Origin of the sequence: Arthrobacter sp. TS-15, from assembly GCF_006964045.1 — a bacterium.
Taxonomy (GTDB): Bacteria; Actinomycetota; Actinomycetes; order Actinomycetales; family Micrococcaceae; genus Arthrobacter.
The window spans coordinates 101459-123862 of sequence record NZ_SDXQ01000039.1 but is presented as its reverse complement, the minus strand read 5'-3'; the positions used below and the strand labels follow the sequence as shown (position 1 = coordinate 123862).

The window sequence follows — 22404 nt, the reverse complement described above, 5'->3', positions numbered from 1 at the left end:
GATCAGGACAGCGGGACCGACCATGTTAGCGACGTCCCCTTGCCTGGTGCGCTGGTGACGCTATAAGTGCCATTCATTTCCGCTGCCCTGCGCGCCTGGTTCGTTAGGCCGTTCCCCGGCGCCGGATCCTTAAAACCGCATCCATCGTCCGCCACTTCAAGTGTCAGCCGGCCTTCGTGGACCGCCACAGAAATATTGACGGATGTGGCTCCTGAATGACGCGCCGCATTGCTGAGGCTCTCTGTGAGAACGGCCAGCAGGTGTTTTATGGTGGTTTCGTCGGTGAGGGAGTCAACGGGGCCGGCCAAGGTCAGATGCGGCGCGTAGGGCAAGGATTTGGCACCGGCTTGAATCGACTGAAGGATGCGGCCGCTCAACGGCTCGCGCTCGTGGGTACTGGCCTGAAGCGAATAAATGGTGTTGCGGAGATCGCGGATGCTGGTGTCCAGCTCTTCGGTGACGGAGTCGATCCTGTTCAGAGCAGACTCGCCAGTGGTAAAACGCCGAAGGCTCTGAATACTCAACCCCGCGGCGAAAAGCCTTTGGATCACCAGGTCATGGAGGTCCCGGGCGATCCTGTCGCGGTCCGAGAACACCACTACTTGTTCCCGGAGCCTGTGAATCCGTTCGAGTGCTAGCGCGAGTGCCACATGCGAACCGAAGACCGCACCCATCTCCACATCCGTCTTGGAAAAATTTCCTGTACCAGGATCACGTGCCAGGATCAAAAGCCCATGATGGGCTCCTTGGGCGGTGAGGTCGATGATGAGGAGTTTGGCTGGCCCTGCATGCCCGGCAATACCAAGGAGTTCCGTGGAGTCATCGAGGCAGAGCGGCTTCCCTTCTCGTCCCACTTCATGGACTCCGGCGGCATCCATTGGCAGTGATTTGCCAGCGAAATCATCTCCGCGTTCCCCTGCCGTGCCCGCGACTTCATACGGGCCTCCCGGAGAGGACGGGACCAGTATCAAGGCCAGATGGGATGCCGATTCCCGCAAAGCCCTGGCAGCGATCAAGTTCAGCGCTGAATTCTCGGCCCGGTCCACCTGGTCACCACCGAGCATTCTCCCTGTGACGTCCATGCATGCTTCGAGCCAGGACGTCCGCCGTCGGGCGTCTTCATACAGCCGGGCGTTCTCGATTGCCACACCGGCCGCCGCTGCCAACGCCACGGCAAGGTCCTCGTCCTCCGGCGTGAAGTCCCCGCCACCGTCCTTCTCCGTCAGATAGAGGTTGCCGAACACCACGTCTCTCACCCGTACAGGAACTCCGAGGAATGACTTCATGGGCGGGTGGTGTTGGGGAAATCCGTAGGCCTTCGGGTGTTGGCGCAGATCGTGGAGGCGAAGCGGCACAGGTTCGGTGATGAGTAGGCCGAGCACACCGTGTCCGGTGGGGAGGGGGCCGATCCGGGTGGCCTGCTCGCTGTCTATCCCGACGGTGATGAAATGGCTGAGCGCGTTGTCCTCACCAATGACGCCCAAGGCCCCATAGCGGGCGTGAAGCAAGTGGCAGGCGGAGGTCACCACACGGTCGAGCACGGCCTCGAGGCTTAAGTCCTCCGCGACGGCCACAACTGCTTCGAGCAGACCCCGCGTTCTTTCCTGTGCCTGTAGAAGCTCCCCGGCGCGCCCAACGAAGTCCTTCAAAAGGTCTTCAATCGGAATCCGCGATTCAAGCTTCGGCTTGCGGGGCTCAGGAGTTTCGGATGGGTTCACCAGTACCTTTCGACGAACGTACGAGATCCTGTCTCGGGGCCGCAGGGCTCCTTTGATGCCAGACTACTCTGGCGCCTCTGAAGCGGCTACGGCGCATGTGGGCCTTTGTGCCCTGTTGTCCCGGCACCACCAGACCTACGGTCTAACCATGACGAACAAACCCACGGTTCCGGAAACTGAGATCCTGGACAACAAGCAGTGTTGGGAGCTGCTGCGCAGCGTCTCAGTGGGCCGCCTCGCAGTTTGGGCGCACGATCACCCCGACATCTTTCCCATCAATTACAAAGCAGACCACGGCACGCTGGTCTTCCGCACTGGCGAGGGGAGTAAGCTCCACGCCGCCCTCAGCGCCACGCCTGTAGCACTGGAAGCGGACGGAGTCGACCCGAATACGGGCGTCGCCTGGAGCGTCGTGGTCAAGGGAAAAGCAGAGAGCATCAAGCTGACCCAGGAAGTGCTGGACACTGTCGGTCTGTTGCTTTTCCCATGGCAGGCCGGGCGAAAAGACCATTTTGTCCGAATCGTTCCCACCTCGTTGACCGGACGCCGCTTCAAGGTGACACCGCCGCTGACGTGGTGGAGTCCGCTCGACGACGCCACCAGGGCGGGTTTGGAATGAAAACCGGGTTTGGAATGAAAACACAGCCAAGCGCCGCCGTCGCACGTCACGCCACGGACGAATGCCGGAACGTGCTGGAGCAGAGCAACTGTGCCCGTCCGGCCATCCTGGTGGACGGACATCACAAGGACGGAACAACACCATGAAGGCACTCGTTTACGGTGGCCCCGGAGAAAAGTCCTGGGCGGACGTGCCGGATCCTGTCATCCTGCATCCCACAGACGCAATCGTGCGTATAGACACCACTACCATTTGCGGTACCGATCTGCACATCCTCAAAGGGGACGTCCCTGCGGTCCAGCCGGGACGCATCCTGGGGCACGAAGGGGTGGGGACTGTCACCGATGTGGGGAGTTCAATCAGTGCGCTCCGCCCAGGAGACAGGGTGATCATCTCCTGCATCAAGTCCTGCGGACACTGCGGAAATTGCAGGAAGGGCCTGTTCTCCCACTGCCTCGGGGACGAAGGACAAGCCGGAACCGGCTGGATCTTCGGCCACCTCATCGACGGGACGCAGGCCGAGTTCGTCCGTGTTCCCTATGCAGAAAATTCCCTGCACAAACTGCCCCACGGCGTCACCGACGACGAAGCCGTGATGCTTTCCGACATACTGCCCACGGCCTTCGAAATCGGAGTCCAAGCCGGACACGTGGCCCCGGGAGACGTCGTGGCCATTGTAGGGGCTGGACCCATCGGCCTTGCGGCCATGGCCACGGCCGGGCTCCACGGTGCAGCCACGGTAGTGGCCATAGATCCCGACGAGAGCCGGCTGGCCAAGTCCCGTGACTTCGGAGCCACGCACACGGTCAACCCCACCAAGCCCGAGTGGATTGCGGACGTTCTCGCCCTCACCGACGGGGCTGGTGTGGACGTGTCCATGGAAGCCGTGGGAATACCGGAGACCTTTGACATGGCCTTGCGCCTGGTCCGCCCCGGCGGGCACGTGGCCAACATTGGGGTCCACGGAAAACCCGTCCAACTTCCGCTCCAGGACCTGTGGATCCAAAACATCAACATCAGCATGGGATTGGTCAACACCAACACCACCCCGATGCTGCTTCGCCTGGTGGCCCAGCATAAGCTCCTTGCTGATAGGTTTGCCACCCACCACTTCGGCCTGGAACAGTTCATGGATGCCTATGACACGTTCTCGCGTGCCGCGGAAACAGGGGCCCTGAAAGTGGTTCTGAGCCGAAAACCTCATGACTGATCCGCGAACATGAGACAACGGCTGCTGAACTCGGCCCTGCGCTTTCCGTTAGTGACTGGAACCTTGGTGGTGCTCGTCGCCGTCCTGATCCTCGCCGTCAGCGGACAAATACCTGCGGCCCAGGGGCTCGCAAGCATCTTTGCCCTCAGCGTTGCCCTCTACCGGGCCGGCACCATGATCAAAGGGCTCCTGCGCGGACGCTGGGGCATAGACCTCTTGGCCGTGATGGCCATTTGCTCAACAGTTGCGGTGGGGGAATATTTGGCATCCCTGATCGTGGTTCTGATGCTGACAGGCGGCGAAGCGCTGGAACAATTTGCCCAAGGCCGCGCCACCAGAGAGCTCCGTGCGCTTCTGGACCGGTCCCCGCGGAACGCGCACCGCGAACGGCCCGGAATGCCCGTGGAGGAAATCCTGGTGGATGCCGTGGTCCCCGGAGACGTACTGCTGGTCAGGCCCGCAGAGTTGGTTCCGGTGGACGGTACCTTGCTCTCCGACGTCGGAATCTTTGATGAGTCAGCGCTGACAGGCGAAAGCCTGCCTGCTGAGCGAACCCAGGGCGACCTGCTGCTCAGCGGCACTGTCAACGGGGCCGATGCCGTGCGTATGGAGGCCACAGCCACCGCAGCGGATTCGCAGTACAGCCAAATAGTTGCCTTGGTTCAGGAAGCCGCGGCAAGCCGGGCTCCGACGGTACGGCTTGCCGACAAATATGCGGTGCCGTTCACGCTGGTCGCCTTGGTGCTGGCCGGCGCTGCGTGGTTCTTCAGCCAGGACCCGGGTCGGTTCGCTGAGGTGCTGGTGGTAGCCACCCCGTGCCCTTTGCTGATAGCTGCACCTGTCGCGTTCCTCGCGGGGACCAGCAAGGCCGCACATGCCGGCATCATCATCAAAAACGCCGGCACGCTCGAGCAACTCAGTAGAGTCAAGACCGCCGTCTTCGACAAGACGGGGACCCTCACTCAAGGCAACCCTTCTTTGGCTGAAATCCGGGTGGCCCCCGCCTCAGATCTGTCCGAAGACGCCCTCCTGCAATTGGCCGCCTCCGCCGAGCAGTATTCCACCCACGTCCTGGCGGCGTCAGTCATGGCAGAAGCCCGAGCGCGCGGCTTGGCGCTGGTACCGGCAACGGGCGCGAGCGAACAGGCAACCAACGGTGTCACGGCCGACTGCGGAAGCCACCACGTCGTGGTAGGTAAACCCGCTTACGTCGGTTCCTTGGTGAGCGGCTTCGATATGACCACACTGCCCGCAGGCCATCTGGGGATTTACGTCGGCGTGGATGGTCGGTTTGCCGGCACTCTGATCATGAGCGATCCATTGCGCCCAAACGCAAAGGACACCCTGACGGAACTTCGGAGACTCGGGGTCGGGGAAACGATGCTCCTCACCGGAGACGCTGCAACCACAGCCGAACACATCGCCAGGGATGCGGGCATCAGCAACGTCCTGGCCGAATGCCTGCCTGCTGACAAAGTTGCCGCCGTAGCCGCGCTTCCGCACAGGCCCGTGATGATGGTGGGCGACGGCGTCAACGACGCTCCGGTACTGGCAGCGGCCGACGTCGGCATCGCCATGGGTGCCAAAGGCGCCACTGCGGCCAGCGAGTCGGCGGACGTGGTGATTATGGTCGATGACCTGTCCAAGGCCGCGCTGGCGGTTGGCATCGGGCAGCGTACCCTTCGAATCGCCCGGACCAGCATTTGGACCGGGATACTGCTGAGCCTCGGCCTGATGGTGATGGCCTCGCTGGGCATGATTCCAGCCGTCGCCGGGGCGCTGCTGCAGGAGCTGGTGGATCTTGCCACCATTCTCAATGCCCTCAGGGCCCTGGGCCCTGGAGGGTCTGTTGCGTCGGTGCCGTCAGCAGAGGCCCGTGGGGTCAATACCGCTCCGGCTCATCACCGAGTTCAAAGTGGCGGCCATGGACCCGGGTGGGAGTGATCTCCACGTAGGTGTATTTACGCGTCGGAATCCACGGCTTCAGGGGCAGCTTGTCCGCTTCGTCGATCTCCGACTGCGACTCGATCACCCTGGCAGTGCCCTTAAGGACAACACTCCATGCTTCGGCGTCGGCGATCTCCTCCACTTCGAAGGCGACCTTCTCATTCACTGTCAGCTCGGCGAGCTTGGTTCCGGGGTTTGTCCGCAGCAGCAGCCGCTGGTTGTGGGCGATGAAGTTCAGTGGGTAGATGTCCGGTTCACCCAGGACGCTGACAGCCAAGCGACCATGCTGGTTACGTTCCAGGACCTTCCATGAGTCGGCTTCGGATAGGACCGTTCCGGGGCGTTCATCGGTTTCCATGATCTCGGTCTCCTGGGTGGGTGATGGCTGCTGGCGTATCGCCACGTCGCCGGTGATTCGATGCTCCCGAGCCTATGGCTGGCTTCCCGTCCCCAGTAGAGTCCAAGGTCCCGGGGGGCGGGAGCAGCCATCATGACCTTCGACTCTGGCGGTGAGGCCCTGCGGGGTGCAACTGTGAAGCATCGGATGATCGGCCCGGAGGGAAACACCATGGTCCACGGCGTATATGTTGTGTCCGGCGCGCCCGAAGCCGGGAAGTCACTGGTGGTCTTGGGGCTGGCTGACGCGCTGCACCGCAGAACGGGCCGAATGGGAATCTACCGGCCAATTGTGAACGGAACAGATCCGGCCGACGACCCACTGCTTCGGATGCTTCGCAGGCGATACAAGGTGGAGTCAGTCCGCTGCAGGGCAGGAATGACGTTGGCTGATGCCCGGGCAGCGCTGGCGGCAGGCCGCGAGGACGAGGTTTCTTCCCAGGCACTGGAGGAGTACGGACGCATCGCCGAAGAATGTGACGTTGTTGTTGTGGACGGTTCGGACCTCTCAGGCCCGGACGCCGGGAGGGAGTTCGACCTGAACGCCCAACTGGCCAACAATCTGGGGCTGCCGGTCCTCGCGGTCATCGGGGCCCAGGGATTGGGCCCGGAGGAGACCACCCAGGCGGTGGCCGACGCGTCACAGCAGCTGGAGGCAGCCAGATGCCCGGTGTTATCCGTTGTGGTCAACCGCGTCCGGCCAGCAGACATCGACACAGTTCGGGGAGCTGTTAGGGCGGCCACGGGAGGCCTTCCAAGCTACGTGATTCCCGAGGTTCCTGAGATATCGGCGCCCACCGTGGCCGATGTGGCGATGACATTGTCTCTTGAATGGTTCTCGGGCAGATCAGAGCTGGACCGGGACGTGGGCGGCGTGCAAGTGGCCGCTATGAACGCGGAGAACTTCCTGCGGATACTTGAGCCCGGGAACCTGGTGATTGTTCCCGGGGATCGCACTGACATCGTCATGGCTTGCATGGCCTCGGCGTTGTCACCGGAGCTGCCCACGCCGTCCGGAGTCATCCTGACTGATGGCCTGGTCCCTGCCAGCTACGTGCTGCCATTGATGGCACATGCGCCATTTCCTGTATTCGCAGAATCCGCGGATGCCTCCACTACGGCTCAACGTGTTTCGCACGTCCGCAGCGAGATCCACACCGGAGAAAGCCGCAGGGTGGCAGCAGCATTGGGCATCTGGGCTCGCTCCATCGACGAAAAGGAGTTGCTGGAACGTCTGGCGCTGCCGCGTCCGGCGACCATGACGCCGTTGCGATTCCTCAATGACCTCGTAGAACGCGCCCGCCAGCAGAAGAAACGCATCGTTCTGGCTGAGGGCAAAGATAGCCGGGTCTTGCGTGCGGCGGAGATTCTGCGTCGCCGGGATGTGTGCCACGTGACGCTTCTAGGGAATCCGTCTGCGGTCCGCGAGCTTGCCGAAGCCGAGGGCATCGAGTTGGGTGGCATCACCATCGTGGACCCCGCCCATTCGCCATTACGAGAGCGATTCGCCCTGGAATATCAGCGCTTGCGCGCCCACAAAGGCGTGATCCTGGAACGTGCCAGGGAAGTCATGCTCGATGGCGCCTACTTTGGCACCATGATGGTCCACCTGGGGGAGGCCGACGGGATGGTCTCCGGAGCGGCGCACACCACGGCCAACACGATTCGCCCGGCGCTGGAGTTCATGAAAAGCCAGCATGGCAACGGACTGGTGTCCTCGGTGTTCTTCATGCTGTTTCCGGACCGCGTACTCGTGTACGGAGATTGCGCCGTAGTGCCGGATCCAACGGACCGGCAACTGGCGGACATCGCGCTCGCATCGGCTACGACGGCGGCGCAGTTCGGCGTTGAACCGAGGGTTGCAATGTTGTCATACTCCACAGGCGTATCCGGCGGCGGAACGGCCGTGGACAAGGTCAAGCGAGCTACGGATATGGTCGCCGCTGCCCGGCCGGACCTTGCGGTGGACGGCCCCATACAGTACGACGCCGCGGTGGATGCAGCTATCGCGAGTTCAAAGTTGCCGTCATCTGCTGTGGCGGGCAGGGCCACTGTCTTCGTCTTCCCTGACCTGAACACAGGCAACAACACCTATAAGGCCGTGGAGCAGTCTTCCGGTGCTGTCGCCGTCGGGCCCATCCTTCAGGGGCTCCGCAAACCCATCAATGACCTGTCCAGGGGATCGACGATCGAAGACATCATCAACACTGTCGCCATTACCGCTGTCCAGGCGCAGTCGCCCAGCTAGGCCTTTTCATCCTGAGTGACCACCAGGACGGGGCACTGCGCGTGGGCCGAGCAAGCCCTGCTGACGGATCCCATTGGCTGATTGAAGAAGCCACCGGAGCCCCGCCTCCCCACCACGAGCAGTTGCGCCCCGTGGCTTTCTTCGACAAGGACTTTGGCTGGTTCACCGAATTTGACCGTCACTGTTAGATCCTTGGGGCGGTCTGCGCCGAAGGCTCGCTCCAAGGCCTCCTCGACCAGCCGCTTGGCAGTGTCTTCCAATTCCGTGGTGAAGCGTGTCAACTCGGGCTCGAAACGCGAGGCCAAGTAGTAGTCGGACATTCCAATACAGGTGATTACCTCCAAGGGGCCTCCCAACGCAGCTGCCATGCGGCCGGCCATCTGCAGGGTATTGGAGGAATATTCGGATCCGTCGACGCCGACAACGATCCGATCTGAGCGCGAGTGTGTATTCATGGGACCAGCCTGCTCTTCCACCGGTCCGCGCCACTAGGGTCGAAGGGCACGGATCCGGCAGACTGCCCTAATGGGTGTGGGTCCCTCCGTGACGCAGCCGTTTGTAGAGCCAATCCGCCCCCAGAACGCCGGGAATCGCGAGGAGGGCAACGGCGAAGCCAGGGAGGGGAGGAGGAGCCTGGCCCAGGATGCCGGCTACGGGTGGTACATAGAGGCACAGTGCTAACGCCGCCAGTTCCACCCCTACAGCCCACAGCAGCAACGTATTGGTAAACCATCCCTGCTTCCACGCGGGAACGGTAGCACTGCGGCAAGCGAAGGCAGTTGCCAACTGGCCAAGGACCACCGCTGTGAACGCGGCCCCTGATGCGCCCATCAGCACAACGGGGTCCAGCGGGTCCCCACGGCCCCAACCGCTGCCAAAGAGAACCACGGAGAAAGCCCCCATGGCGAACAACGCCTCCGTGGGACCCATGACAGCAAACACCCTGAGCATGAGTTGCCGATCCAGGAGATGCCGTTTTTCGGGAGGCCTGCTCAACACCCGCTTGCCTGGTGGTTCCGCCCCGAGGGCCAATGCGGGAAGCAGATCGGTTCCGATGTCCAAGGCCAGGATCTGGAGAACGCCGAGGGCCAAGGGGAATTGACCACCGGAAAGTGCCCAGATCACGAAGGGCGTGAGTTCAGCGACGTTGTCAGTCAAGTGGTAAGTGAGGAACCGATGAATATTTGAGTAGGTGGCCCGGCCCTGTTCTATGGCGGCAACGATGGTGGCGAAGTGGTCATCCAGGAGCACTAGGTCTGCTGCCTCACGGGCCACATCGGTGCCACTGAGTCCCATGGCCACGCCGATATCGGCTTGACGTAAAGCGGGACCGTCGTTGACGCCGTCGCCGGTCATGGCAACAACGTGCCCGCGGCTCTGCAGGGCTTTGGCCACCCTCAGTTTCTGCTCGGGAGAAACCCGGCTCACCACCACTCCATCACGGTCCAGCAGTGCCCCGAGGACTTGTTCGTCATGGGGGAGTTCAGCGCCTTGAAAGACCATGTCCGGTTGCCCCAGGAGGCCGATTTCCCGTGCAATTGCCGCTGCGGTGGAGGGGTGGTCGCCGGTGATCATCGCAATACGGATTCCTGCACCCCGGGCGGTTTTGATGACATCTGCCACGTCCGGACGGGGTGGGTCATGGAGGCCAATGAGGCCTATTCCTTCGAGGTTCAGCTCAGCCTCTTCTGCGGCCCGCTCACGCCAACTGCCGGCTGCTCCAGGCAGTTCCCTCGTGGCGACAGCAATGACGCGGAGGCCTTTGGCAGCCATGGTTTCTACTTCCCGGGACAGTTGAGTGGCTTCGACTCCGCAGAGGGGAAGGACGGATTCCGGAGCTCCTTTCACATATAGTGTGTTGCCCACAATGACCGATTCCCTCCGACGATCGGCGTCGAAGGCGAACCGTACCTCTGGCTGAAGTTCCTCAGGTGCATTCCCCACAAGGCGTCGGGCCAAAACATCGATCGCCGCTTCCATTGGATCTCCGCTGGCCACCCATTCCTCGCCGTGGAGCACGGCGCGGCCCTGCGACGCGGCGCGGGCCGCACTGGCCACCCGGAGGGCAGAGGGACGGCCTGGCCCATCAACCCGGGCCTCAGGCGTATAGCCGTCACCGCTGATATGTAGCGGCCCTTCCAGCGTGAAGACCTCGACGGCGTTCATCCGGTTTTGCGTCAGCGTTCCGGTTTTGTCGGTGCAAATGAAGGTGGTGGAGCCAAGGGTCTCCACGGCTTCAAGATTGCGGACGAGTGCGTTTCTCGACGCCATACGCTGTGCGCCCATGGCCAAGGACAGGGTAACCGTTGGCAGCAAGCCCTCGGGGATCAGCGCAACCGCAACTCCAATGGCAAACAGGAAGGAATCACGCCACACAATTCCGACCAGAAGTGAGACCACGAAGAACAGCCCGGCGACGGTGAGGGCCACCATGGCAACCAAGCGGACTATTCTGCGCAGCTCCATGGTCAGCGGAGTGGGCGGAGACTTGGTGCCGCTGGTCAGCGCTGCGATGGCGGCTAGCTTGGTGTTGGCTCCGGTGGCCGTGACCAACCCTTCCGCTTCGCCGTTGACCAGGAACGTGCCGCCCCATGCAGTGTCCGTCGCGGATTTGGGTACGGACTCGCTCTCACCGGTGAGCATCGATTCATCGACGCTGCATGCTGACGCCGAAATGAACTGCACGTCTGCCGGCAACCTGTCGCCTGCGGCCAGAACCACCACATCTCCCGGTACCAAGGCATTCGCATGCACCCTCTGAAGCCGCCCATCCCGCCGGACAGTGACGTCGGCCGGGAGCAGTCCTTGCAATCGTTCGGCTGCGTGTTGGGCCCGTTCCTGCTGGATGTGGGCGAAAACGCCGTTGACGATCACCACGATGATGATTGCGATGCCCAGTTGTGGCATGCCTGCCACGTAAGCGAGCCCAGCTGCAACCCATAGCATCAGGGCGAAGAAGTGGGTCAGTTCCCCGAGCAGCCTCCGCCATGGGGGGACTTTTTCGGCGGTGGGTAGAACGTTTGGTCCGGTTCGTCGCAACAGATCGCCGGCCGCCTGCGAGCTCAGGCCCTCGGCGCCCGGGGTCTCGGACAGTGAGGCCGAAGGTGTGTTCCCAAGGGACATCTTCTCTCCAATGCAGGAATGCCTGTTCGATGAAAGACTCCATCGGGGAACTGCCCGCGTCTAGGGTCGAAAGGCATGGTCGGGAGGGGCCGGACCATGAATCAAGCTCGACGTTCTTCGGGTGAGGGGGTGATTGCCGTGGAAGCCGATGGGTTCAACCGTTACGGGAGAGCCGCCTGGAGTTGTCCCTCAGAGGTAGCCCACCGGCATCTCAGGCTAGCTTCGGGTCAGGATAGTGGGACACTGCACCTGCAGGAGCACATGCTGGGCAACGGAGCCCACCAGTACGCTCAAACCGCCTCGCCCTTTGCAACCCATGACCAGCAGCTGTGCTTCTGCTGCAGCAGTTATCAACGCTTCTCCGGGGCCACGGCTGGTATCCAGGACTTCCTTCACCACGACGGAGGGGAACTCGTTCTTGACCCGCCGGACAGCCGCGTCAAGGACGTTCCTGCCCTCGGCAGGGTCAACCCCGGGACCCGTTACGTGGACAATGGTCAATTCATCATCCAAACGTTGGGCCTCCCTGGCCCCTTGATCCAGGGCATCCACTGACTCAGGGGAGCCGTCGACGCCAACCACTACGCCGGAACGCTCTTGGCGGGCAAGGTCGGGAACAACGGCGACGTCGCACTTGCTGGTAACAGCAACTTGGAAACTGACCGAACCGTATCCCTGCCCCTCCGTACCGGGTCCGCGGTCTGTGCCCACCGCCACCATCGAGTAGGCCGATGACATGGAAGCGATCGTTGTGGCAGGTTCGCCTGACAACCGGTGAGTCGTGATGGCCAGAAAGGGAAAGGCTGCCGCCAGCCGTTCCGCTTCCTCGGTGAGCAGATCCTCAGCGCGGCGTAGCGCCAGTTGACGGTCGCTCTCCCGGGGGTAAGCCCACCGATCGGGGATTACATGGACCAAGGCCAGGCCAAGGTCAAGGGACTCCGCGCGGGCCGCAGCCCAGTCGGCCACAGGAGACCTCGCCCGTGAGCCGTCGAGGGCAACCAGAATCTGCATCTTCACGAACCGATGTTCCCTTCGGATGGCCAACGGTGGTGCTCTCCACTATCTGCCGGCCGGTCCGTCGTCGCAAGGGCCGGAAGGCCCTCCCGCTTAATAGCTCAGTGCACTAGGGTCCAGAGGAGAGGCATCCACCTTCCCCTTCCCGGCGGACGTGAAAGGAGAATATGCGCGTCCTTGTGCTGAACCCCGGCTCCTCATCGCTGAAATACCATGTGCGGGACACCTCAGCCTCCCACCCTGGAACGGACATCCTGGCGTCCGGACAGGTGGACTGGCCACCTGATGAGCGTTCTACTCAGGACGGCCTGCACTCTGCCTTTGAAGAACTCGATGCCACCGTAAAGAGCCTCGGATCCGCAGGGCCGGAGGCGATTGGTCACCGCGTAGTCCACGGCGGCCCACGGTTCAGCAGCCCGGTACGTGCCACAGCGGACGTAATAACCGCCATTGAAGACCTCAGTCCCTTGGCGCCACTGCACAACCCGGCCAGTATTGCCTGCATGGACGCCGCCGGTAAGCGTTGGCCCGACCTCCCACAGGTGGCCGTCTTCGACACGGCTTTCCATCGCTCCATTCCGGACTTCGCTGCGCGCTACGCCATACCGGAGGACGCCTACTTGGCGCATCCTGTGAGGCGCTACGGGTTCCACGGGATCTCGGTGGAGATGGCCTGCCGCGACACTGCAGAGTTTCTCGGGATTCCGATTGCGTCTTTGAATGGGATCGTGGCGCATGTTGGCAATGGCGCATCCGTCACCGCCCTAAGACAGGGGCTCAGCGTGGACACCTCCATGGGAATGACCCCACTGGAGGGCCTGGTCATGGGTACGCGCTCGGGAGACCTGGATCCCTCAATTGTCTTGTTGATCCAGCGCGGCGGTGCAACTGCCGAAGAAGTTGACCATATTCTGAACCACCGCTCGGGCTTACTTGCGGTGGCGGGAACCGCTGACATGCGTGAAATTGGCCTTGCTGCTCTTCAGGGAGAACCTGGTGCGATTCTCGCCTTGGATATGGCTGCCTACCGTCTGGCCAAATACATTGCCTCCTATTCCATGGTGGTTGGCCGGCCCAACGCTCTGGTGTTCACCGGAGGCGTGGGTGAGAACTCTGCACTCTTCAGGGACAAGGTGGTGGCATGGTTGGGACCACTGGGGCTTTGGCTTGATGAGGAAACGAATTCGGCCAGTAAGGACGGCATCCGAAAAATCAGCGCCACGGACTCCGCATTTCCTGTGCTGGTAGTGCCCAGCGATGAAGAACGCGCCATAGCAGAATCGACGGCGGCTTTGCTCGCCATGCCCCCGAAGGAAAGGTGATTGCACCATGAGCCTGGAAGAGAACGCCACCGCTACCCATGCTGAGTCCAAAGAAGAGAACTTTGACCTCCTGCACCGGTATTGGTCCGCGGCCAATTATCTGACCGTTGCCCAGATCTACCTGCAGGAAAACCCCCTGCTCCGGGAACCGCTGCAAGTACAGCACATCAAACCCAGACTACTGGGTCACTGGGGAACAAGTCCCGGATTGTCTCTGATCTACGCGCACCTCAACCGCCTTATCCGTCGCACAAATGCGGAAGTTCTGTTCGTGGCCGGTCCCGGCCACGGGGGACCCGCCGTCGTCGCCAATACCTATCTGGAGGGCAGCTACTCGGAGGTTTATCCCGCCGTTGGCAAAGACGTCGAAGGGTTGCGGAGGCTGGTCCGGCAGTTCTCGACCCCGGGAGGCATCGCCAGCCACGTCGGCCCCGCCACCCCCGGTTCCATTCATGAAGGCGGCGAGTTGGGCTACTCCCTGATGCATGCCACCGGAGCGGCCATGGACAATCCGGACCTGATCATTGCCTGCGTGGTGGGTGACGGGGAGGCCGAAACCGGTCCTCTGGAGGGCTCGTGGAAGGCGCCCTCGTTCATCAATCCATGCAGGGATGGTGCTGTGCTTCCAATACTCCACCTCAACGGGTACAAGATCTCCGGCCCCACCGTGCTGGGCCGCCGCTCAAACGTGGAGGTAGCATCACTGCTGGAGGCCCACGGCTGGGATCCCGTCATCGTCTCCGGCGACGACCCAGACCGCGTCCACCCCGCCCTCGCCTCAGCGTTGGACGCAGCCTACGCATCGATCCGGACAATCCAGTCCCGCGCCCGCACAGAAGGAGTCGCCGGTCCCGCACGATGGCCGGCCATCATCCTACGCACCCCCAAAGGGTGGACAGGACCGGTGACAGTGGACGGAAAGCCCGTAGAAGGAACACACCGCTCCCACCAAGTCCCCCTGGCGGGCGTCAGCAAAAACCCCGATCACCTCAAGCAACTTGAGGCGTGGATGCGTTCGTACCGGCCGGAAGAACTGTTCGACGCCGACGGCCGGCTGATTCCCGAACTCGCGCAACTCGCCCCTGAAGGCGATCTGCGCATGGGTGCGTTGCCGGCCAGCCGTGGCGATGGAGGCCATGATCTGGTGATTCCAGGGCTCGATCAGTACGCCATAGAGGCCGTTCCCCGCGGTGCCGTGATGCATGAGAGCACCAGACCGTTGGGGGAAATGCTCCGGGATATCTACACCGGTACCGCCGAGGACCCAAGGTTCCGCCTCTTCTGCCCCGACGAAACCAACAGCAACAGGCTCGGCGCAGTATTCGAAGCCACCGACAGGTGCCTCCTGGAACCGGCTGCGGCGCTCGCCAACGATCATGTATCCGCCAGCGGACGCGTGATGGAAGTCCTCTCCGAACACCTTTGCCAAGGGTGGCTGGAAGGATATGTGCTGACCGGACGCCACGGACTGTTTGCCAGCTACGAGGCGTTTGCGATGGTAAGTGCTTCCATGACCATCCAGCACGCCAAATGGCTCCAACATGCACGGGAACTGGAGTGGCGGAAGCCCGTTCCGAGTCTGAACATCCTGCTGACCTCCACCTGCTGGCGGAACGATCACAACGGCTTCAGTCATCAAGGCCCGGGTCTCATCGACACCGTCCTGTCCCTGTCCAGTACAGTCATCCGTGTCTATTTCCCTCCCGATGCGAACACACTGCTGGTCACCGCGGAACACATGCTGAACAGCAAGGACTACGTGAATCTGGTAGTCATTGATAAACAGGAACATCTTCAGTACCTGACCCTCGAGGAGGCACGGAAGCACGCAGCCGTGGGTGCATCCATATGGGATTGGGCTGGAAATGAGGCTTCTGGAACTCCGGCCGCCCAAGGACCGGACATTGTCCTCGCATGTGCCGGTGATGTTCCCACACAGGAAACATTGGCGGCGTCATGGTTGCTGAGGAAGTATGTCCCCGACATGTCCGTCCGGGTTGTCAACGTCATGGATGCCATGGTCCTGCCACCTCCGGACACGCATCCGCATGGGCTGGCTGGTGAAAAGTTCGAGGAACTCTTCACCGCAGACGTGGACGTTGTGATGGCATGGCATGGTTACGCGAGGGCCCTGCATCAACTCCTGCACGGCCGCCCGCACCCCGAGCGGTTCCATGTCCGCGGTTACAACGAGCAAGGCACCACCACCACTCCGTTCGACATGGTGGTCCTTAACAAGGTCAGCCGGTACCACTTGGTGATGGAAGCACTACGCCGGGCACATGGGCAGTTTGCAGGGGCAGACCAACTGCTGCAGCATTGCCGGACGCAGTTGGAGGACCACGCCAGGTATATCCGCGAGCACTTTGAGGACCTCCCCGAAATCAGGGACTGGGTGTGGACGCAGCAGTAGGCTTCCAAACGGCGTATTCCTCAACGGCCTGACCTGCCGCTCAGATCGCTTGGACAGTGGTCATCATGCCTTGGTCTTCGTGATCGAGGATGTGGCAATGGAAAACGGTGCGGCCGGGGAAGTCATCGAATGCCACCCGGATTCCAGAGAACAAATGTCCAGTGTGCCTTCACCGGCCGGGCCGCCACGTCCGATGGCCGGGTCCCCCATCATGGGACTCATGCTGCCACGGTTCACAGGGGCAGCCGTGAGCGTGGCATACGCTTCCCGGGTTTTCACGAGCAGTTCCACCCGGTTGCCCGGTGCGAGAACCACCTCTGTAACTTCCTCAGGCTCCGGCAAATAGCCGATGTCACGGCTGAGCAGGCGGACCTGCTGTCCGTCAAGGGACAATCGCAGGTACCGGGAGGGGCAGGCATTGATGATCGGTCCGGCCGGGCAAGGTTGCCGTCGGCGTCGAGGGACAAATCGGAGATCACCATCACCCTTTCCTTCGTGACTGGAATCGGTTCGGTGTCCTCCACCACTATCGCGCCGCAGAGACAACCGGCCACTTGGTCGGCAGCATGGCCGTGGTGACGGGGGTGGTACCAGTAAGTGCCCGGTGGGTGGTCAGCAGGGAGTGTGCACTCGTAGTCGAATGTTTCGCCCGGGCTACGCTGACGAAGGGGTTGGCACCGGGCCCACTGTTCAAGCACAGCCCGGCACTGACCGCGGCTGTGGCGCCCGCTCCTGCTGCACTCAGCACCAGCAGGAGCCGGCGCGTCAACGGTTTCACTGGCTGCTTCTTTCTAGTACTTCCAGTATGCGCCGTATTTCCGCCCTGCTTATTGCTGCACAGGCTCCGTCAGGCCGTCCTGGCCAGGTCCGATGCGGCTACTGGGTAGCGCAGGTCCAGATGTGCGGCCGCGCGGGCAGCTTCGTCAAGTGCGGCTGCTGCGAGGCGTTCCAATTCCGTGCCCATGGACCCTGCGATGTGTGGCGACATCAGCACGTTGGGATGGTTGTAGAGAAGATCGCCGGGCGGGAGGACCCAAGGCGTGGTCACGTCGAGAATGGCGTACAAGTCGCCGTTAAGGATCCGGGCACGCAGGGCCTCGTGGTCCACCAGGGCGCCTCTGGCAGTGTTGATCAGGGTGGCGCCGGGGCGGATCAGTCCGAGTCTTTCTTTGTTCAGCAGGTTCTGCGTATCGGGGAGATCGGGTGCATTAAGGGAGATAACGTCGCTGTTGGCCAGGAGCGTTTCCAAATCCGTCAGTTCAGCGCCAAGACTTTCGGCTTCTGCGGGGGTGAGGTAAGGGTCCGTTATGAGAATGTGGAAGTCGAAACCGTGGAGTTTCTGCAGGACCAAGCGACCGATCTTTGAGGCTCCGATGACCCCGACTGTTTTCCTGTAATTGCCAAGGGAAGGGAACAAGTCCTCGGCTGGCAGTGCGCCTTGCTCCTTGGCATAGGCAGCTGAGAGCTGCAGGACCTTCTTGTTGGCCAGCAGGATCATGGCGAGTGTGTATTCAGCTACTGGTATCGAATTTGCGACGGCGGCTGAGCTGACTTGGATGCCTCTGTCCCATACTTCTTCGGTGATGTGATCCTTGACAGTGCCGGCGGCGTGCAGCACGTATTGCAGCATAGGTGCTTGGTCCAGGACTTCAGCGGTGAGGGGCGGGCAACCCCAGCCCGTAATGAGGATCTCCGTGCGGGCGAGTATTCCGTTGGCCCTGGCATCCGTGAAGGTCGTCATCGGTTGGCTGTCCAGCACCCGAATCTTGCTTGGGTCAATTGAACCAAGCAGGGTGGAGGTGAAAAGCCTGCCGGCTACATCTGCGGACATGGCGAAGGCCGCGGCGAGTGGCCTGTTCACTTCACCGCTCCTGCTGAGAGGCCTGACTTCCAGAATCGTTGGAGCATGGTGAATGCCAGTAAGAGGGGTATCACGGACATGAGGGCCCCGGTTATGACCAGGACGCTGTATTCCGGGTTGCCGCTGGTGTACCCCTGCCACAAAGCCATGCCCAAGGAGACGGGGAACAGCTCCTGGGTGTTGAGCATTACCAAGGGGAGCATGTAGTTGTTCCAGATCGCAACGAACTGGAACAACGCGATGGTGACGAAGCCGGGACCAATCATCGGGACGGCAATCGAGACAAACGTCCTGATCGGCCCGGCGCCGTCCATACGGGAAGCCTCCAGGGTCTCGTCAGGAATGTAGGACTGGCTGAAGATCCGGGCAAGGTAAACGCTGAAGGGATTGCACAGTGCCGGAAGAATGATCGACCAGATGCTGTTCGTGAGGTTCATAGTGGAGAAAAGCATGTAGAGCGGGAGAACTGTAGCTGTGTTGGGAATCAGGACACCCACAAGCACGAACCCGAACAGTTTGCTGCGACCCCTGAACTTGAACTTGTCGAAAGCGTAGCCGGCCATCACGGAGATCAAGCCGCCGACGACAGCGCCGATGCCGGCATAGAGGAAACTGTTGAGCATCCATTTGGCAAAGATGCCGTCGTTCTCTTGGAATAGTGCGATGAGGTTGTCCAGGAGGGCGATGTTGCCTAGTTCCAATATGCCGCTGGAGTACAGGTCCTGAACATTCTTTAGCGATGCCAGGACAAGCCACAAGATCGGCAGGATCATATAGAGGCTTCCGAGGACCAGGAGCCCGTTGACGGCTACGGTGCTTCTGGCGCTGACCCTTAGCTTTTTCGGGGGCCGGCTGTTGGCAGCATTTGTTTGGCGCGCTTCGGAACGGGGTTTCTCGAGAATGCTCATGCGTTGACGTTCCTAGAGTTGAACCGGGTGACAAAGTAGGACACCACGGCGGCCAGCGCAGCGATGATAATTGAGGCTGCTGCTGCCTGGTTAAGGTCCAACCGGTTGAAGGCTGCGTCATAGGCCCACATGTTGGGCACGTAGCCGGGAGTGACGCTGGATGCGGCCTTGGACAGGATGGAGGGTTCGGTGAACAGCTGCAAGGCACCGATGCTGGTGAAGAGCACGATGACACCGAGCGCGGGAAGAACCAAGGGAAGTTTGATGCTGATGGCTGCACGGATCTGTCCCGCCCCATCGACAACGGCAGCTTCGAGGACTTCCTGGGGTATCGCCTGAAGAGCGGTGTAAATGATGATGACGTTGTAACCGGTCCACTGCCAGACAGCGATGTTGACCATGGCGGGTAGTACGAGTTCGGAGGAGAAGAAGTTCAGCGAGATGCCGCCGTTCTCCAGTGCCTGCACGACCGGGCTGACGCCGGGGGTGTAGAGGTAGGTCCAGATCAGGGCCGCAATGACCCCCGGAACGGCGTGAGGCAGGAACAGCAGCAGCTGGAAAAGCCGTTTGGCGCGGGCGGCAAGAGCGTCGAGCAGCAGTGCCAGAACAATCGCTCCTCCAATCATGACTGGGATGTACATGACGACGTAAAGTCCGATCCGGCCGAATCCTTGGAGGAACGACTCCGAAGAGAGGACTTGAAGGTAGTTCGTGATGCCTACAAACGTCGTTTGCGGGGCACCTCCGAATCCCAACCCTGATTTCTGCTCGGAGAAGAGGCTCAGAACTACGGAGTAAACAACTGGGCCGATCATGCACAGCATGAACAGGACAAAGAAGGGAGTTAGGAAGATCGCGGCGGTTCGCCCGCCGCCGCCCTTGTCCCTCTTACTCTTCGGGCGCAAAGTGCCGCTAATGGTTGACATGGGGTGCTCCTTCTTCGTCCTGCTCAGTGCGTAGTGCTTAGTGCTCAGTGGGTGGGGTAGGTCTACTTGACCGAAAGCCCTGATTGCTTGAGCCCAGTAATGGTTTTGTCCTGGATACTGTCGAGACTTGTAGCGAGATTTCCCCCGGCGCTGAGTGTTCCGAAGGCGTCTTTGGCCGCTGAATTGGTGACATCGAAGTTCGGGCCCCATTGCCAGTCCTTGCGGACAGTTCCGGCCGCCTCGTCAAAGACGGACCAGATGTCATTGGCGAAGAAGCTGGCGTCGAAGGCCTTCTTGGCGGTGGCCGTCAGTTCCGGGTCCGCCAAGTACGCTGAACCGGTATTTCCTCGGGCCGCGATGGCGCGCGGATCGGTAGTCAGGAACTCTGCGAATTTGGCGGCAGCTGCGGGATTTTTGCTGGTCTTCGGAACGGCGAACGTTGATCCGCCATAGAGCGACGTTGCGGGGGTATTCCATTGAGGGAGTTTGGCCGCTATCCACTTTTTCTCCTGGCCTTTGGCCCGAGCCTGGATAGAGGTAGCGCTCCAGCTCGCTCCGGCGATGCCGGCTGCCTTGCCCGTGGCAATGTCGGCAGTCCACTCGTCGCTGTAGGAGTTGACCACTTTCACAGTCTTGTCATTGATCATCCGCTGCCACAGGTCCGCGACTTCTTTGCTGGCGGCGTCATTAACCCCAACATTCCAGGTAGTGTCCTGGGCTGAGAACCATCGTGCGTCGTTCTGCCAAGCGAGGCCTGCGAACCACGTTGGTTCATTGGGGTTGAACGACGCCAGGTACGTGCCAGGGTATTTTGCCTGCACAGCTTTACCGGCTGCCTCGAATTCCTTCCAGGTCTGGGGGACACTGGATCCTGCCCCGGCAAGGAGGTCTTCGCGGTACCACATCAGCATGGGCGGTGCGTCGTAGGGCAGGGCCCACGTCTTACCGCCCAGCTGAACCAGACTCTTGCTGGAGTCGTTGTATTTCTCCAGTGTTTCCTTCGCGACGACGCCGTCCAGCGGCTGGAGCTGATCCGAACTGGCGAACTGGGGGAGTGCGTAATACTCGACGGTCGCCACATCTGGAGCAGTTCCCGCACCGATGGCGGCCGCCAGTTTCGCGTAGCCGCCGTTGGCGCCGGTGGGGACGGTTTCGAACTTGACTTTGATTTTGTCTTGGGAGTTGTTGAAAGCCTGAGCCACTTTATCCATGTTCGGCAAAGCTGACCAGAATGTGATGTCCCCTGTGGCTTCAGCAGGAGCTGAAGATGCGGTGGCGGTAACGGTATTTGATGAGCCGCAACCTGTCAGGGCCAGGGCGCCTGCCAACGCCGCAGCGCCGAGCGTGGAAACTCTAGTAAAGCGCATGATGTCTCCTTGGAAATGTGAAACGGATAACATCATGAAATGTTTGATTGAACCTCAAAACAAGACTTAGGCGGTCAATCGCACATAATCAACCATTCTGCAGAAGGCTGGACTCCCTAACAATCAGTTCAGGTAGGAGGGCTGCCCTTACCCGCGCAGGACGTGGGACTGCGGTGGACGAGGAGATGTCATCGAAACACATCTTCAAGGCCGTATAACCGACTTGCCACTTCGGAGGAGCCACGGCCGTTAACGGAACCGGCGCCAGGGAAGCAATCTCGTCGTCATAAGCGACGATCGTGAACCCCTCTGGAAGCTCCAAACTCGAATCCTGGGTCAGTTCCATCAGTGTCACTGCTGCCTCATCGGGCAGGACGAGGGCGGCGGTGACGCGCTCATCAACGCAACGTTTCAAGAAGTGCTCTAGGGACCCGCGGACGGCCGCGAGACCGTCACCAGTTGGCGCTATCCGTCCGTGAACATAACGTGCCGTTCCGGTCGCGGCCGCTCGGAGTGCGCGTTCAAACCCTTGGTGCACAAGTGGCTCGGTAGGGCTCGGCCTGGTGGCCAAGGCCAGCCGGCGATGCCCGAGGGCGAGCAAGTGACGGACACTGATTTCAGCCCCATGGGCGTGGTCGGTCCGAACGGCTTGGAAGGGAGTCTGCGCTGATGCGCCGTCCAAGAGTCGTTCCATGATGACTACGGGGATATCCACTTCCCCGAGCATTTTGTAGGTCAAGGACCCCGGCTCGAACGAATCGCTCGGGGTCACGATCAAGCCATCAAAATCATTGGAGAGCATCCGTTGTATCTGACGGCACTCCTCTTCCTGCGAATAGTCGGAGACTCCCAGGATAAGGCGGACGCCTCTCTCCGAGGCTGCGGCCTCGGCTCCGCGGATGATCGCAGGGAAATAGTATGTAGAGGCCGGCACAATCATCCCGATGGTCGCGATGGAAATCTTCCTCTTGTTCCCGACATCCGGCTGCAGTGCGGCCGTTCCAGGGGAGATGGCTCCGCCATGGATGCGATCGACCAGGCCCTTTTCCCTGAGTGACGCCAGATCCCTGCGAATTGTCATCGGCGACAGTCCTGTCCTCCGGGCATACTCGGTGACCTTGATTTCACCCCTGATCTCAATCTCGCGGAGTATGGCCGCCTGCCTTGTTTCCTGGAACATCAGCCCAGTCTTGCTGTTTGATCGTGTTCGAGTCAACAATCCATCAAGCTCAATCAAGTCTCGACGTCGGCCCACCTGCAACCCTGGAGTAACTAGTGAGTTGAGGGCTTGTCCTACGACCTTTCCTTGAAACAAGGCTGCAGACATTACTT

General features: G+C 61.2%; 19 protein-coding genes. 7 read left to right on the top strand and 12 right to left on the bottom strand.

Going from position 1 to position 22404, the window contains the following annotated elements; all coding sequences use genetic code 11:
* Window positions 1–2: 2 nt before the first annotated feature.
* Window positions 3–1718, bottom strand: coding sequence for a sensor histidine kinase (locus EU811_RS16365; RefSeq protein WP_142939387.1), 1716 nt, complete (start codon window positions 1716–1718; stop codon window positions 3–5).
* Window positions 1719–1866: 148 nt separating this feature from the next.
* Between EU811_RS16365 and EU811_RS16360 the strand changes: the two genes are divergently transcribed.
* From EU811_RS16360 to EU811_RS16350, 4 genes are read left to right on the top strand one after another with little or no spacing between them, the layout of a single operon-like run.
* Window positions 1867–2337 carry a pyridoxamine 5'-phosphate oxidase family protein gene (locus tag EU811_RS16360; protein ID WP_142939386.1) on the top strand — a complete coding sequence of 157 codons (471 nt, stop codon included), beginning with the start codon at window positions 1867–1869 and terminating at the stop codon, window positions 2335–2337.
* A gap of 14 nt (window positions 2338–2351) precedes the next feature.
* Complete coding sequence (locus EU811_RS24595) at window positions 2352–2483, top strand: hypothetical protein (protein ID WP_274595838.1); 132 nt, start codon at window positions 2352–2354, stop codon at window positions 2481–2483.
* Window positions 2480–3547, top strand: coding sequence for a zinc-dependent alcohol dehydrogenase family protein (locus EU811_RS16355; protein WP_142939385.1), 1068 nt, complete (start codon window positions 2480–2482; stop codon window positions 3545–3547). The genes EU811_RS24595 and EU811_RS16355 overlap by 4 nt, the downstream gene beginning before the upstream one ends.
* A gap of 9 nt (window positions 3548–3556) precedes the next feature.
* A complete protein-coding gene (locus EU811_RS16350; RefSeq protein WP_142939384.1) occupies window positions 3557–5491 on the top strand; it encodes a heavy metal translocating P-type ATPase in 1935 nt (644 codons plus the stop codon).
* Here EU811_RS16350 and EU811_RS16345 read toward each other — a convergent pair.
* Window positions 5430–5852: a pyridoxamine 5'-phosphate oxidase family protein gene (locus EU811_RS16345; RefSeq protein ID WP_142939383.1), complete on the bottom strand. Its 423-nt coding sequence runs from the start codon at window positions 5850–5852 to the stop codon at window positions 5430–5432. The two genes, EU811_RS16350 and EU811_RS16345, sit on opposite strands and share 62 nt — an antisense overlap.
* A 210-nt stretch (window positions 5853–6062) precedes the next feature.
* On the opposite strand from EU811_RS16345, the gene pta reads away from it, so the two are divergent.
* Window positions 6063–8138, top strand: a complete 2076-nt coding sequence (pta, locus tag EU811_RS16340; RefSeq protein WP_142939456.1) for a phosphate acetyltransferase — start codon at window positions 6063–6065, stop codon at window positions 8136–8138.
* Here pta and EU811_RS16335 read toward each other — a convergent pair.
* The 3 genes from EU811_RS16335 to EU811_RS16325 all read right to left on the bottom strand — a co-directional run bounded on the left by EU811_RS16335 (window position 8135) and on the right by EU811_RS16325 (window position 12272).
* Window positions 8135–8593, bottom strand: a complete 459-nt coding sequence (locus EU811_RS16335; RefSeq protein WP_142939382.1) for a universal stress protein — start codon at window positions 8591–8593, stop codon at window positions 8135–8137. The genes pta and EU811_RS16335 overlap by 4 nt on opposite strands.
* A gap of 67 nt (window positions 8594–8660) precedes the next feature.
* Window positions 8661–11261, bottom strand: a complete 2601-nt coding sequence (locus EU811_RS16330; RefSeq protein ID WP_142939381.1) for a cation-translocating P-type ATPase — start codon at window positions 11259–11261, stop codon at window positions 8661–8663.
* Window positions 11262–11477: 216 nt separating this feature from the next.
* Window positions 11478–12272 carry a universal stress protein gene (locus tag EU811_RS16325; protein WP_238703441.1) on the bottom strand — a complete coding sequence of 265 codons (795 nt, stop codon included), beginning with the start codon at window positions 12270–12272 and terminating at the stop codon, window positions 11478–11480.
* Between the two features lie 170 nt (window positions 12273–12442).
* Here EU811_RS16325 and EU811_RS16320 point away from each other — a divergent pair, with 170 nt between their 5' ends.
* Window positions 12443–13597, top strand: a complete 1155-nt coding sequence (locus tag EU811_RS16320) for an acetate/propionate family kinase (RefSeq protein ID WP_142939379.1) — start codon at window positions 12443–12445, stop codon at window positions 13595–13597.
* Between the two features lie 7 nt (window positions 13598–13604).
* Window positions 13605–16010, top strand: a complete 2406-nt coding sequence (locus tag EU811_RS16315; protein WP_142939378.1) for a phosphoketolase family protein — start codon at window positions 13605–13607, stop codon at window positions 16008–16010.
* A 40-nt stretch (window positions 16011–16050) separates the two neighbouring features.
* Here EU811_RS16315 and EU811_RS24275 read toward each other — a convergent pair whose 3' ends face one another.
* The 7 genes from EU811_RS24275 to EU811_RS16285 form a co-directional block, all read right to left on the bottom strand.
* Complete coding sequence (locus tag EU811_RS24275; protein ID WP_238703440.1) at window positions 16051–16146, bottom strand: multicopper oxidase domain-containing protein; 96 nt, start codon at window positions 16144–16146, stop codon at window positions 16051–16053.
* A gap of 139 nt (window positions 16147–16285) precedes the next feature.
* Entirely contained in the window at window positions 16286–16708 is a 423-nt protein-coding gene (locus EU811_RS24270; protein ID WP_238703438.1) for a multicopper oxidase domain-containing protein, read from the bottom strand.
* A 149-nt stretch (window positions 16709–16857) separates the two neighbouring features.
* On the bottom strand, window positions 16858–17871 hold the full coding sequence (locus tag EU811_RS16305) for a hydroxyacid dehydrogenase (RefSeq protein WP_142939377.1): 1014 nt from the start codon (window positions 17869–17871) through the stop codon (window positions 16858–16860).
* The gene (locus tag EU811_RS16300; protein ID WP_142939376.1) at window positions 17868–18779 is read right to left on the bottom strand and encodes a carbohydrate ABC transporter permease; all 912 of its coding nucleotides are present in this window, start codon (window positions 18777–18779) and stop codon (window positions 17868–17870) included. Before EU811_RS16300 ends, EU811_RS16305 begins: the two co-directional genes overlap by 4 nt.
* Window positions 18776–19705, bottom strand: coding sequence for a carbohydrate ABC transporter permease (locus EU811_RS16295; RefSeq protein WP_142939375.1), 930 nt, complete (start codon window positions 19703–19705; stop codon window positions 18776–18778). Before EU811_RS16295 ends, EU811_RS16300 begins: the two co-directional genes overlap by 4 nt.
* Before the next feature lie 62 nt (window positions 19706–19767).
* Entirely contained in the window at window positions 19768–21072 is a 1305-nt protein-coding gene (locus EU811_RS16290) for an ABC transporter substrate-binding protein (RefSeq protein WP_142939374.1), read from the bottom strand.
* Between the two features lie 88 nt (window positions 21073–21160).
* A complete protein-coding gene (locus EU811_RS16285; RefSeq protein WP_160147654.1) occupies window positions 21161–22252 on the bottom strand; it encodes a substrate-binding domain-containing protein in 1092 nt (363 codons plus the stop codon).
* Window positions 22253–22404: the final 152 nt, after the last annotated feature.